General features: G+C 38.4%; 6 protein-coding genes. 1 reads left to right on the top strand and 5 read right to left on the bottom strand.

The window, feature by feature from the left end; translation table 11 throughout:
• Positions 1-22: 22 nt before the first annotated feature.
• The 3 genes from BUB52_RS00360 to BUB52_RS00370 form a co-directional block, all read right to left on the bottom strand.
• The gene (locus BUB52_RS00360) at positions 23-3,007 is read right to left on the bottom strand and encodes a SusC/RagA family TonB-linked outer membrane protein (protein WP_394363695.1); all 2,985 of its coding nucleotides are present in this window, start codon (positions 3,005-3,007) and stop codon (positions 23-25) included.
• 503 nt (positions 3,008-3,510) lie between these two features.
• Complete coding sequence (locus tag BUB52_RS00365) at positions 3,511-5,163, bottom strand: RagB/SusD family nutrient uptake outer membrane protein (protein ID WP_022219500.1); 1,653 nt, start codon at positions 5,161-5,163, stop codon at positions 3,511-3,513.
• Positions 5,164-5,176: 13 nt separating this feature from the next.
• Positions 5,177-8,227: a SusC/RagA family TonB-linked outer membrane protein gene (locus tag BUB52_RS00370; protein WP_083554531.1), complete on the bottom strand. Its 3,051-nt coding sequence runs from the start codon at positions 8,225-8,227 to the stop codon at positions 5,177-5,179.
• A gap of 432 nt (positions 8,228-8,659) precedes the next feature.
• Between BUB52_RS00370 and BUB52_RS00375 the strand changes: the two genes are divergently transcribed.
• The gene (locus BUB52_RS00375) at positions 8,660-9,787 is read left to right on the top strand and encodes an AAA family ATPase (RefSeq protein WP_009122901.1); all 1,128 of its coding nucleotides are present in this window, start codon (positions 8,660-8,662) and stop codon (positions 9,785-9,787) included.
• A 230-nt stretch (positions 9,788-10,017) separates the two neighbouring features.
• Here BUB52_RS00375 and BUB52_RS00380 read toward each other — a convergent pair whose 3' ends face one another.
• Positions 10,018-11,454, bottom strand: coding sequence for a RagB/SusD family nutrient uptake outer membrane protein (locus tag BUB52_RS00380; RefSeq protein ID WP_022219496.1), 1,437 nt, complete (start codon positions 11,452-11,454; stop codon positions 10,018-10,020).
• Positions 11,455-11,470: 16 nt separating this feature from the next.
• Positions 11,471-14,395 (bottom strand): SusC/RagA family TonB-linked outer membrane protein, encoded by a 2,925-nt coding sequence (locus BUB52_RS00385; protein WP_009122903.1) that lies wholly within the window; start codon positions 14,393-14,395, stop codon positions 11,471-11,473.
• Positions 14,396-14,897 lie beyond the last annotated feature (502 nt).

Below are 14,897 nucleotides of genomic sequence, written 5' to 3' on the forward strand. Positions count from 1 at the left end.
TCAAAATCTTTATGTTGTATGTTTAAAAATTAATAGTAAGACCACCGCCGAAACTGGATGTATTGGGAACTGAGAACCGTTCGAAATATCCACTCATATTGTTATTACCTTGCGAAGACTCTGGGTCGAAGTTTGGCAGGTTGGCCCAAACAAGTACATTACGGGCAAAACCGTAAATTGAAATGTCGAAGATACCAAGCTTGGGCAATTGATAAGTCAAGGTTAAGTCGCGTAACTTGATAAAGCTCGTATCATAAACACCGGATTCGGTGATGTTGTAATAAGCCTGATAGTAATCGGCCTTATTTACTTCAACCGTGTTGGGTTGTCCCGTTGCTTCGTCTATACCTTCAGCAACCATACTCCCTTCGTGATAAGGAAGCGACTCTTTGGTAGCACCGAAATAATTCAGGGTCATGTTTGTTCCATGATACATCTTTCCACCTTGTTGCCAACTCCATGTAGTAGAGAGTGAAAGACGTTTATAACGGCCGCCCAGCGTAAAACCGGTAGTGAAGTCTGGAGAGCAGTTCCCCAAGTCTTGGCTATTGCCCGAGGATTGGGGCAGACCGTTCAGTAACAGCAAATTGCCTGCTTCATCGCGTTTGAATCCCAAACCATATATATTCGGATAGGTACATCCTGCCTGTGCACGAATTTGTGGCTCTACAAATCCGCCCAACATAATGGATTCTACCCCTGGAGCTAGTTCTATAACCTTGTTGTTTACTTTCGTAAAATTGATACCTAAATTTAAGTCGAAATCTTTGGCTTGCAGAATAGCAGCATTGATAGAAAGTTCGTGAGCATGTGTACGCATCTTTCCGGCGTTGGTTAACATTTCCTGATAACCTGTCGCTCCATCTACGGGCACATAAAAAATCTGATCTTCTACATTCTGTAAACTGTATGTGTATTCCACTTTCAGACGGCTGCCAAAGAAATGCAAGTCGGCACCCACTTCATAATTGGTTGTATTCTGCGGTTTCAATCCTTCATCATACACTCGGTAATAGGGTGTGAAAGTGGATACTCCACTAGGTAGAGGATAAGTAACCGGATAGTAAGAATACATGCCTCCGCCATAGGTTGGGGTATAATAATAATTGGCATAATAGTTACCGGCCTGGCCTACCTGTGCGAATGAAGCACGGAGTTTACCGTAGTTTAATATTTTATTGTTCTGCAAGAAAGGTAATTTGGTGAATTCCCAACCTAACGATACCGAAGGATAGAAGAAGCTGCGACTACCGCGTGGCATTGTCGACACATAGTCGTTACGTCCGGTTACGGTCAGGTACACCTGATCTTGCCATGACATTGAAAGGCTTCCGAAAAAGCCCACTGTACGTTCTTGTCGCTTATATTCACTGGATGTCAATGAAGTGGCATTTCCAATATTGGTAAAACCGGGAAAATTGAAGTTACTGCCGTAATAGTCCCAGTTACGAATGCTCTCATGATTGAACTCATTACCTAATATTACATTCAGCCTCCATTCATCACTTTTGCCGAATTTTCCGTCAAAGTTAACGGTAAATAAGTTATTGAATACATTGTGCTGCGAACCGTAATTCTCTATGTCTCCACCTTTCAGTGATGACGTGCTACCCATTTCTCGTACGGTGGCATAGTCTGAAGTCCAGATGTCAAGACCGGCTTGTTCTCTAATCTTGAGTGAGAAGTTCTCTCCCAAACCCAAATCTGGCTGATACTCCAAATAGGTATTACCAAAGGCACGGTTAGTATGCTGGAGGTATTCGTTATGTTCCGCCCACCAATAAGGGTTGGTAAATGAGGTAGAACGGAATAGTATTTGGTTCGTCGGATTGCCCGGTTCATGATTAGGGATTCCCTTCAAATCATATTCGGCGGGAGCCGAGTAAACCACATTCATGATACCATCATTGGCTCCAGGTGCGGATGTGATTTTGGTAGATGAATAGTTTATGGAGAATCCTGTATTCCACTGTGGATTGATTTTCCAGTCTACCAATCCGCGTGCTCCCCAACGGTCCATTCCTGTTGAAGGGATGATGCCATTTTGGTGCGAATTATTCACGCCGAACGAATAATTTATTCCGTTGATACTTTGTGACAGGTTCACATTGGTGTTTTCAGTAAATCCTGTACCTAAGAAGTCACCCACATTATCATAGATTTGCGGTGTAGTCCAACCGTCCAGACCGGCCTGCGCGCGTTTGGGATTGTAATATTGTCCTTTGTGCATACCATCTGCCGCAGTATATTGATTGCTCATGTTTCCACCATATTTAGGATCGTTAGCCAATTCGCTGATTTTCGGTCCCCAGGTCATAGAGGAAGTCGGATCATATCCTGCGGTAATGCTGTTACCCTGCGAATATATATCTTGGTGTTCGAATTTGCGTGAAACCCGTTGCGCACTCAGGTTCGTTGAAATCGTTACACTTGGCTTGTTCATATTGTTTTTGGCACCACGTTTGGTCGTAATGACAATTACACCGTTGGATGCACGGATACCATATAATGCGGATGCCGCTTGTCCTTTTAGTACATTTACAGATTCTATATCTTCAGGATTAATGTCTATGCTGCGATCGGCATAGTTGGCACCCGTTACAGAGTTGCCGGTATCAAAATCAGCAGTTGTATTTACTGGCATACCGTCGATTACATATAGTGGCTGGTTATTACCGTCAAACGAGCGGGCGCCACGAATTATAATTTGGGAAGAAGCACCCGGTGCACCTGATGATTGTCGGATATCTACCCCTGTCAGCTTACCTTGTATGGCGCTGGCAAGCGATGTTGTTCCCGCTTTATTCAGTTGTTCTGAATTCAAATCCTGTGCCGCATAGCCTAATGCTTTGCGATCGCGTTTGATACCCATGGCGGTTACTACCACTTCATCCAATTGTTCGGCATCGGATTTGAGTATTACTCTCACATTCGGCTTGATAGCCACTTCTTGCGTCTGCATACCTACGAACGAAATCTGCAGAGTTTTCGCAGAACTACAAGCTATGTAATGTATTACAAATTAAGTATTTACATATAGTCTATTTTTCATTGTACTTAGTAAGAGCTTTACAGAAAGTATCCTATTGTATATTAGCATTATTTTGAAACTACCAATATGCTACCAATATTCATTATATATCACTATTATTTAATGTATTATGTATGATAATATGGTTCGTTTTGTAGCTATTAGCATATACTAATTGTTTTTGAGAACCAATCTTTGTCAATAAAAGTATATCAATAATTAATATTGAGAGGAAAGAAGCTTAAAAGATTTTTTTAAGGGGAAAGAAGTTTTTATGTTAAAATAAAGTCATATATATAACTAAAAAAGTATTCTAGTCAATAGAAGATATCACAAAAAAAGAGAGATGCACCAATTGTCTTGGAAACATCTCTCTTGGGTTTAGCAGGAATATAATTATATTCCCATATTATTACTCTACTATTTGTAGTTAAATATACAATTTATTTCGTATATCGCCCTGCTTCAAACTGGTGTATTTACTTTATTTCAATAGCTGTATTGTAATCACTTTCACGATTTGGAATAATCCATTTCCAGAATGTTTCATCATAATTACCACTTTTGTCAAAACCGAAAGTTCCACTAACGAACTGACTGTAATTACCACCCTCAGCTATAGAAGGGCGGACTACGGGATCTCCCCAACGCTTACAGTCATACCAGCTGAAACCTTCACCCCATAATTCTAAACGGCGATACATTTTGATTTCTTTCAACAAATCTTCGCCCGTAGCCGTACAAGTATATTGTGGGTCACGACCACTGGCAAGATTCAATTCTTCCAGACTATTTTGCGCAGCAGTCGGATCTGTACTCAGATGATAATTAGCTTCTGCTTCGATTAATAACATTTCTGAAGCTCTAAAAATAGGTTGGCAACCAACAGCGGGTTGAGCCGTAGCTTGGAACTTCAAACTTGCATAAGCATAAGATTGAGTTGCAGCTGATGCAACGACTCCTTTAGCATATTGATTAGCTTTTACATAGGCCGTTTCATCTGTAAAAGCATTTATATCGTCATCATCTGTATAGATAACATCTGTAAAAGCTTTACCTGCTGGTAAGAATGTAGATTCTGTAAGAAACAAGCCTTTACGAATATCCGTATCTGGAAATGACTCTGCTAATTCGCGATTGATACACACATCAATTCCTTGTTGTGCATAATAACCATTACAGGTCATGAAAAGCTGCCAGCCAAAGTACCAAATTGTTTCAGACGCATCATTGTACACGCCCCAAATCCATTCGTTATTAGGCTCACAAAAACCTGTACGGTAAGAATTTACATCCATCAAGGCAAAGCCGTCACGTGCTAAAGAGGCATGTGATTTTGCCGTAGCATAATCCTCACGTGTCAAAGCTGCACGTGCATAAATGGCATGAGCTACTGGTGCGTCCGGGAAACTGACTGTGGAAGCAGCTTCGGAATACACATCATCGCGAGTCAGTCCAGAAGCGTCATATAGTCTGAGTGCTTCATCAAGGTCAGCATAAATTTGCTCATAAGTTTTTGCCAATGTAGCCAAAGCCATATCAGTTTCTCCACCAGCATTTGCAACTTCCTTTGTACGCAATACTATACCATCTGCCGCACCATTATTGCTACGTGCCCAAGGAAGACAATAAAACTCCGATAAACGGAAAAATGAATAAGCACGGAATGTTAGTGCTTCTGCCTTTAAAAAATCTTTCATTTCCTGTGTACCTTCCGCTTTATCAATTCTATCGATCACCGCATTAGCATTGCCAATAATCAAATAATAATAATACCAAGGATAAGAGTCATATATGGAACTACTATTTTGAGTCTGGCTTGATTCATTATTCATGATCGGTGACCATCCCGGAGACATATAAGGAAAGTTAAGATCCTGTCCTGCATATTCTCCATAAAGAACTTTCATTGTTCCTTCACCGTTAAACATCTGTCCGTAATAAGCATGTTGCTGTACCATTGTCCGGCAAATACCGTTAATAACAAGTTTGGCATTATCCGTTGTAGAGAAGATGGCATCTCCTTCTGCTGTTTGCGTAGAATCTGTTTGAAGCCAGCTGTCCGAACAAGAGGTAAGCCCCATAAGACAACCAAGGCCGAATATCATAACTTTTTTGAATGTATATTTCATAATTAGTTTCATTTTAGAAGTTTAAATTAAGACCAAGCGTAAATACACGTGCTGCAACGAACGTGTTGTCTTGAGAACCGCTAAAGCTATATTGAGGATTCATACCTTTACGTGCTGTAAAAGTAGCGGCATTCTCTATTGAGCCATAAACGTTCAAACCACTTAATCCCCATTTGGTAACTACTCTTTTAGGAAATGCGTAATTCAAGTTGATATTTTTGATGACAAAATAAGAAGCATCCGTCAACCAGCGTGAACTTGCACCATAAGAAGTAGATGCCAAACCTGAAAGGTCGAATTGAGGTGTACCGTTTGGATCCAAACGATTAGGAGCATCAGCCGTCATACCTTCCGGAACAGCTTGCCAACCATTCAATACATCCTTATGCAAAGCACTTGGCCCGTTAGTTGTCGTATACATCAACCCTTGATAGTTATAATCGTACACTTTTCCGCCTAAGGAATACGTACAAAGTACAGAAAGTGTAAGGTCTTTCCAACTTAAAGAAGTATTGATACTTCCATATACATCAGGTAATGCACTTCCTTGCCAAGCTTTTTCCGCATATGAGGTATTATACACATAGTTCTTATCATTAATAGTAACATAATTGCCACTAGCTTTTAGAGCACTTATAGTATTTTCACTCAGATTTGAATTCGCGGTATAAAGCGCACGTCCATTCATTTGGTCTACTCCAGCATAAGTATAAGTGTAGAATTCATAAATACTATGTCCTTCACTGTAATTCTGTGTTCCATGCAAAATATCTTTGCCGCCAGGTAGTTTGGTGATTTCATTATGAATAGTGGTCAAATTCAAACCAATATTCCACTTCCAATCTTTAGTTCGGATAGCATCTACATCCATAGCAACTTCAAGACCTGTATTACGCACACTACCTATATTAGCAAAATATTGTGACATACCGCTTGGCGTTTCGTCAGAAGTGGCATACCAATCTGTCGCACCAGCAGAAAGTGGATTATATACTGTGAAAAGCAAATCTTTAGATGTTTTGTTGAAGAAGTCTAAAGAAAAGTTGAAGCGGTTAAATAGACGACCTTCCAATGCAATATCCAATGAACCGGAAGTTTCCCATTTCAAATTCTTATTAGGAATCTGGATTTTATAGAAAGCACCGATACCTGCATTTACATCCGAATAGAAAAGCTCTTTATAAGCATAATAGTCAGCACCAGCATCATTACCTACCTCGCCATAAGATACACGGAACTTCAAGTTGTCTATCCACGTAAGATTTTTCATAAATTTCTCTTGAGAAATGATCCAGCTTGCACCTAAAGACCAGAAATTACCCCATGGTTCATAGAAACGTGAAGAACCATCACGACGGAATGAAGCATCTACAAAATATCTCTCAGCAAAATTATAGCGTGCACGAGAAAGGTAGCTTTCTGTTGTATATTCCTGTGTATAACCATCAATGCTTGTCATCTTGGCAAAATTACTCATTTCTGTGTTACCGCTGACTTTCATTTGTTCTTTCATCATAAAGTCATAGTTGTAGGAATGCTTGAAAGACTCATGTGCCAATAATACATCTATGTGATGTTGTTTGAAATCATGTCCCCAAGTTAATTCCTGTGTAAAGCGATATTCGCGAGTACGGGCATGCATTTTAGAAAGACGTCCATTATTGGCAGCTCCATCACCGCAATAAGGATTATTGAAAGCTTTCTCTGTGTTATTTACATTATAGAGGTCTCCTCTTACTGTTGCCGTAAAATCTTTCAAGAAAGAAACCGTACCATACACCTGACCTGATACAGCATTACGTTCTTTACGATTAATATCATTTTTTATTTCATAAATGATATTGCGTCCACTTAAGTATTTATAATTGTTTATATCGTAAGAATTTCCATTCTCGTCAGTAGCAATGCTTCCATCTTCATTATGGAGCATATAAGGATATACAGGAGCCATTTGCCCTGCTGTATAGAAAGGGTTTGCATAGTATTGGTCGTAGGCATTAGCTTGATAATTAGAACCAGACATAGTTCCACTTAAGCTAACCCCTGTTTTAAACCACTTAGTTGGCTGATAGTTTGCTTTTAAGCGAGCTGTAAAACGATCATAGTCAGAACCTATAATATAGCCTCTTTCGTTTAAGTAGCCAAAAGAAGAGAAAATATCATATTTGTCACCCATAGCATCTGCACTGGCAGTATATTCTTGGCGATATCCTGTACGTTCCAGAGCGTCCAACCAATCCAAGTCGTTATACCCAGGTTTTACATTTGCAATGAATTTTCCATTTTCATCGAACATCTCAGCACCACTCTTATCGAAAATAGGAGATTTAACGATGGTATTTACATTTTTAGAAGCCTCGAACGCTTGTTCTACAGGCATTCCGCCGTTTTTCTGATAATAACTTTGCATACCGGAACGCATAGCCTCCATCCATTGATTCACTCCCAGTTTCTCATATTCAGGAATACCACGGGTGTACATACCTTGTTTTACACCTATTCTAAAGTTCAACTTGTGGCTTTTTCCTTTCTTGGTAGTAATCATAATAACACCGTTAGCAGCTTTATTTCCATAAAGAGCGGCAGAAGATGCATCTTTCAACACAGAAATAGATTCTATATCTTGAGGATTAATATCATTTAGGCTTCCACCATAAGGGGAACCATCTACAACTATCAATGGGGCATTAGTTCCATTTACAGAGCCAAATCCACGAATACGAATTTCAGATTTATCGCTACCCGGTTCACCGTAAGAGTTATTCACCTGAATACCAGGAGCAGCACCTTCCAAAGTTCCCGTCACTTCTGTAACAGGACGCATCTCTAATTTTTTTGAGTCGATAGAAGCTACAGCACCTGTGATAGATTGACGGCTGGCTGTACCATAGGCAACTACCACTACTTCATCAAGCATCTCACTATCAGATTTTAACGTAACTTTTACATGTGGTTTAATTTCCACTTCTTGTGTCTGCATACCCACGAATGAAACCAACAGAGTTTTCGCAGAACTATCAGATGCATAAATATCTCTAAATAAACAACTTATAAATAATAACATATTTATCCTACTTGACTAAAACGTCAACAGAACATATTCAAGAGGGAATTAACAAGATTATAAAGTTACTCGTGTGTTACCGTACTTCAAAACAAAATGCTGATTCTTAAAATATTACATGCTGTAATATAACTCATATGATAACTATTAAAATATACCTTGGTCTTTTATTGCACTATCTTTGTAAATAAAAAGTAATCTAAATATTGGTTGCTATCAAAGATGAGGCATGCTATAATAAAAGCAGTAGATTTAGATCTCATGTCAAAATAAAACACAGTATTGTAGATGAAAAAACTTTGCATAAGTAGGAAGATAAGAAAGAGAGATTCTTATTTTTTATCGTACTTTTGAATTGTTGCTTACAGAAAATCGTTATAAAATTACTATTATAATAAGATTATAATTATCTTTGTATAAAACATGTAATCTATGGCAAAAATCAATCCTTTTATAACCAGTGGCTATATTTCGGCAGAGTACTTTTGTGATCGTATCATTGAAACTGCCACATTAACACGCTATATAACCAACGGTAACAATGTAGCTTTGATATCTCCCCGCCGTTTAGGAAAAACGGGGCTGATAGAACATTGCTTTCATCAAAAACAAATAAAGGAAGCATATCATACATTCTTAATAGATATATATGCGACAAAGAATCTTCAAGAGTTTGTATTTGAACTTGGAAAAGGTATTTTGAACGGTTTAAAGCCACGTGGAAGAAAAGCGTGGGAAGTATTTCTCAAAAGTTTGTCTTCTCTTCGTACCAGTATTTCTTTTGACTTCAGCGGTAATCCAAGTTGGAATCTGGAGATGGGAGATATAAAGACTCCTACCATTACTCTTGATGAAATATTTCATTATTTGGAACAAGCAGATAAACCTTGCTTAATCTCCATTGATGAGTTTCAAGTTATTGCTAAATACCCGGAAAGTGATGTTGAGGCTACACTACGAACACATATCCAACACTGTTCTAATGCGAAATTTATTTATGCCGGTTCGCAACGACATATGATGGGAGAGATATTTACCAGCCCATCACGTCCGTTTTATCAGAGTACGGCTATCATGGAATTATCTCCTATTGATATAGATATTTATACGGAATTTATAAAAAAGCACTTTACGGAGAATAAGAAAATAATTACTGAGGAAACAGTTCAAGAAGTTTATCAGCGTTTTGAAGGAATAACTTGGTACATTCAATTTCTAGCAAACTCACTTTATGCAATAACTGCTGAAGGTGAAGAATGTACAGTTGATAAAGTGAATACTGCAGTTGATAATATTTTGGCACAATTGAATTTTACCTATTCTTCGCTTTTGTTTCAACTTCCACCTAAGCAAAAAGAAGTTCTTATTGCTATTTGCAAGGAAGGGAAGGCACGGGAGATTACTTCCTCCAAATTCTTGAAAACTTATAAACTCACTGCCAGTTCTGTACAAGGAGCTATTAAAGGACTTTTGGATAAAGATTTTGTAACTAATGAATTAGGTGTGTATAGCATATATGATAAGTTCTTTGATATTTGGTTGAAGAAACAGATAAGTTAAAAGGGAAGTAATGATTTGCTTATTAGTAAAAGTAAAAAATGGCACTGTCCATAATTTTGTGTAAATGTAAACGGGATTCAGTTATAAGTGGCACTATAAAATACTGCAAAGTATTTATAATTAAGATTGTTCTCTTCGGAGAATACAATAGGCCAACCAGTTTATAATAACTAGTTGGCCTATCCTTGTGAAAGAAGAAAATAATCTTCCCCTATGAATATCTTATTCTATTAATTATATTCAGGATTCTGTATCATATTAGTATTAGCATCTATTTCTGCTTGCGGAATCGGCATGATAGTACGGTAATCATTCCAATTAACCGTAATCAAGTCAGTCGCATTCAAAAAATGATAACCTCCTTGACGTGTCACTTCTCCTCCTTGGCGTAATATGTCATGCAGGCGGTGTCCTTCCATAACCAACTCTTTCCTACGTTCTTTGCTCACCAAATCTAAAGTAGCAGTAATTTTAACATTTGCTCGATTTGCACGATTCCTTATAGCAAACAAATAATTATCTGCAACCGTCTGGTCTACTGTGGCCTTTCTCAATGCAGCTTCTGCACCAATCAAGTAAATGTCAGACAAACGTAACACACGGATATTATTAATTGTTATGGCATCACGTCCAGGATATTTATTAACGGTTTGTTTACTTCCACTCTTATCAGGGATAAGCAAGCCTAACCGGACATCATTAGGATCCTCATTTAATAAATCCACAAATTCCTTGGTTGCTATAACCGAACCATATTCCGCAGGACTTACAACTGCTCCCCATAGTTCACGATCTCCAGAATAAGTTGTGGAAGACAGTGCTAAATCAAATATAGATTCTTTGGTTTCTTCCAGTTGCCATGAAGCTACATATTCTCCGGTTTCTATCAAACTATACGGGCTGTTTTCCACAACATCAGTGGCGTAAGTGTAAGCGGCGTCATAATCTCCTTTATAAAGATTAACCCGGGCAAGAAGCGCTTTCACCGCCCATATATTAAAGTGTCCATAGTTCTTGTCTTCACCAATAAAACCCAAAGCCTCAGTCAAATCATCTAGTACAGCTTGATAACCTTCGGCCACCGTTGAACGAGCAGGCAATTCTGTTGCGGACAACACTTTTTTCACAATAGGAACTCCTAATGATGCCCCATTATCTTTTAAGTAAGGAGCTCCATATGTAATTAGTAAGTCAAAATGTGCTAAGGCTCTGATAGCTAAAGCTTCTCCTTTAGAATTCTTGGTTACGTCCGTCATAGGGACCTTACCACTATCTATTGCTTCCAACAATACGTTAACTCGATTAATAACGGTATAGGGAGGATACCATAAATCCGCCGAGGCGTTTGTCTGGCGATAGGTAAAGCGATAATATTGTTCTGTACGGTCACCAGACTTTGAGGTTTGCATATCATCTCCCCCAACTTCTGCCCTTGCCAAGAAATCAGTTCCGTAATAATAATAGTTGTTACCAGCAGCATCCCGAGCACTGATTAATCCTGCATATGCACCATTCAGCGCAGTTTTGGTATCCTCAGGCGTAGTGATGGCGGTTTCACTTTCCAACGAATCGGAAGGGTATGTAACTAAATAGTCATTGCAAGAGGCTAAGCACACCAAGCCTGCTATTAGAGCTGTTTTAGATATTATATTTATTGTTTTCATCATATTCTTTTTTTGTTGATTAGAAGCCAATTTCAATACCGAATGTCACACTCTTCAGAGCCGGCAATGCAAACGTCGGGATACCGTTTATTGGTTGTTCCGGGTCTACATTATCATAAGAAGTCAACGTTAATAGATTACTTCCGGAAACAAAAACTCTGACATTTTCCATTTGCGCGCGACTTACCCATTGTTTAGGAAGCGTGTATGACAGGCTCAAACTCTTTAAACGCAGATAATTAAGGTCTTTCATAAAACGTGAGCTACCATAATTACCATAGATATAGTTATTGATGCGTCTGGGTACATCCGTAACATCACCCGGCTTTTGCCATCTATTCATTTGGTCTATGGACGTATTATAGTAAATATAGTAACCATCTGTATCTGTTATACTGGTTCGCATTGAATCAAAGAGTTTACCGCCTAAAGAGAAATTGAACAGCATATTAAGTTCCAAACCCTTCCATGACACACTATTTCTCCAACCACCGGTTAATTTAGGATCCGGTTTCCCGATAATTACTCTTTGTGCTTTTGAAGGGTCTTTCGTCAATTCACGATTCAGACTTCCATCCTCATTCTCTGTGTTCAGAACCCACTGTTCTTCACCTGTTGCAGGGTCTACTCCAGCCCATTCACGACTCCACCATGAATAATATGATTCGCCTTCACGTATGATACTTGTGCCGTCAATGATGTCTTTGCCACCATAAAGTTTAGATACCTTATTGCTGTTATGAGACAGAGCTAAACCTGTATTCCATTTAACAGGTCCATTCTTAAATACATCAACATTAATATCCAATTCAACCCCCTTATTTGTCATTTCTCCAACATTTTTCAGCATTGATGTAAAGCCAACAACCATTGAAGTTGGTACATCTTGCAACAAGTCTGTTGTTTTACGAGTGTAATAGTCAAAGGTAATGCCTAATCTATCAAACAATCTTGCATCGAAACCTATATTAAAGTTGTTATTGCGTTCCCACGACAAATCAGGATTAGGAACAGATGCTGGTGCCGAGCCTGCTATCGTTTGATAATTATAGCCGTATCCATAAAGACTTAAATGTCCGTAAAGGTCATTGGGTAATGTACCGTTAATACCATATGATGCTCTAATTTTCAAGTCATTGATAAATGAAACATTCTCCATAAACTTTTCTTGAGTCATTCTCCACGCAGCGGAAACAGACCAGAAATTAGCCCAGCGGTTGTTTGCTCCTAAACGTGAGCTGCCATCTCTACGATAGTTAGCCGAGAAATAATATTTATTGTCATAATCATAATTGACACGTGAAAGTAAAGACAATAAATGGTCTTCTGTATAATATGAAAAACCTTCCAAAGGAGTCGAGGCATTAATAGACTCCGGTAATTTATCATGAGGATATCCCGATGCAGTAGCAAGAACATATTCTTTACGTCTATCATCAATATCCCAACCAATCAAAGCGTCAACGTTATGTTTGTTATTGAAAGTTTTGGTATAATTTAAAGTTGTGGACGAATAAATATTATGTTGCTGTACAGGGTAAGTAGCTCCTAAACCATTGTTCATAACACCATTATTAGAGGAAAGCGGCCAATAAGTGACAGATGTGTTATTGATATAGTCATAGCTAATACTCTCTTTCAAAGTCAATCCTTCAATGATTTGGTAGGATGCCCATAGATTATTGAAGCTTCTGAAAACCTTTGATTCATTTTTATCCAGGTTAATATCTTCAACAGGATGAGTATGAGTGAAAACCTGTTGCAATACCGGATGCAAATAATAGTCACCATTTTCGTCATATATAGGCATGTTAGGTGAACAAACATAATTCACAAGGAAAAATGGGTTAGCATAAGCTGTTCCTTCACTAGTAACCGAAGAATTTTGTTTAGACAATGAAATGTTTGCACCCATTTGCCACTTATTATCAGCAGAACGATGCACAGCATTGATACGCCCCATAAATCCATCTAAAGAAGAAGTCTTGGCCTTTCCCTCTTCCTTTTTGTATGCAAGTGATGCGAAGAACGAATTACGCTCATCTCCTCCCTGAGCCGAGAATTCATAGTTTTGGCTTGAACCGTGCTTACGGAAGAAAGCATCTTCCCAATCTACGTTATAGTTTGCATCAGCGTAATAGTCTGCCATTTCTTGTGCATACGCCTTTGCATCAGCATCAGAAGCGGGTCCATTATAGTTTCCTTCACTATCGGGTATACCGTAAATGGTTGCTTCGTTATAACAGGCTTCATAGGTCAGTTCATGTCGCTGCTTTCCATTTACACTTTTGCGATTCTTCATAGCCCAATCCGAGAATCCCCAATTAGCTTTGAAGTTAATTCTAGTTTTGCCCGCCTTGCCATGTTTGGTGGTGATAAGAATGACACCATTAGCTGCTCTTGAACCATAAAGAGAGGCTGCAGCGGCATCTTTCAAAACCGTAATATTTTCTATATCACTCGGGTTAATAGATGCCATGACATTGAAAGCCTTAGAGTCATTATTTACGGCAGAGACTGCAATATCTCCCGAAACAACAGGTACACCGTCGATAACATAAAGAGGTTCGTTAGTCGCGTTCATAGAGCCTGTTCCACGTACGCGAATCTGCAAGCCGGCTCCCGGTTGCCCACTGGTTGAATTAATCGTAAGTCCCGGAGTAGAACCGGCAAGAGCTTCTTCAAAAGACGAAACGGGTATATCCTTTAAGGTTTTATCACCACTAACGGAAGATGCGGCACCTGTAAACGAAGATTTCTTCGCGGTACCATAAGCAACTACCATCACTTCATCAAGCATCTCGCTATCAGACTTCATTACAACCTTTACATTCGGCTTAATTGTTACTTCTTGCGTCTGCATACCTACGAACGAAATCTGCAGAGTTTTCGCAGAACTATCATATACATAAATATATATAAATGAGCAGTTTACAAATTGCATCTATTTTTTGCATTTGATTAAAACATCAATAGAACATGCTCCAACGGACATCAACAAGAGTTTTACGTTACCCTTATGTACCCATATTCTATGATAAATTATTGATTTTTAGAGTACTAATAGCAATATGCAGTTTTTATTATGACTATTAAAATATACTTTCAATTTTTACTAAGATACATTTGTAAATAAAAAAAACGATATAAATAGTGGCAGTGAATGAAAATAAAAAACATATTATTTAGGAAACGGTAAACTAAGATTTCATGTAAAAATAAATACAGTAATTCAGAGATATAAAAGAATATTATAATAAGATTATGATATTTCTTCCCAAAAACATATAACGTATGACAACAAACAAATAAAGGATGCAAATCCGTAGTAAAACATAATAATTCTATCGTGCTTAACTATCAAGCCACTTAGCAAGTTTTAATTCGTTAGACAGCTGTTTCCCTTTCGTTAGACATCCGTTATCCTTTCGTTAAACAACTGTCTA

It is taken from the genome of Bacteroides clarus YIT 12056, assembly GCF_900129655.1.
Classification (GTDB): Bacteria; Bacteroidota; Bacteroidia; order Bacteroidales; family Bacteroidaceae; genus Bacteroides; species Bacteroides clarus.

Excerpts from the sequence above, each read along its gene's own strand:
- BUB52_RS00365 (WP_022219500.1), bottom strand. The coding sequence starts at position 5,163 with ATGAAATATACATTCAAAAAAGTTATGATATTCGGCCTTGGTTGTCTT.
- BUB52_RS00370 (WP_083554531.1), bottom strand. The coding sequence starts at position 8,227 with ATGTTATTATTTATAAGTTGTTTATTTAGAGATATTTATGCATCTGAT.
- BUB52_RS00375 (WP_009122901.1), top strand. The coding sequence starts at position 8,660 with ATGGCAAAAATCAATCCTTTTATAACCAGTGGCTATATTTCGGCAGAG.
- BUB52_RS00380 (WP_022219496.1), bottom strand. The coding sequence starts at position 11,454 with ATGATGAAAACAATAAATATAATATCTAAAACAGCTCTAATAGCAGGC.
- BUB52_RS00385 (WP_009122903.1), bottom strand. The coding sequence starts at position 14,395 with ATGCAATTTGTAAACTGCTCATTTATATATATTTATGTATATGATAGT.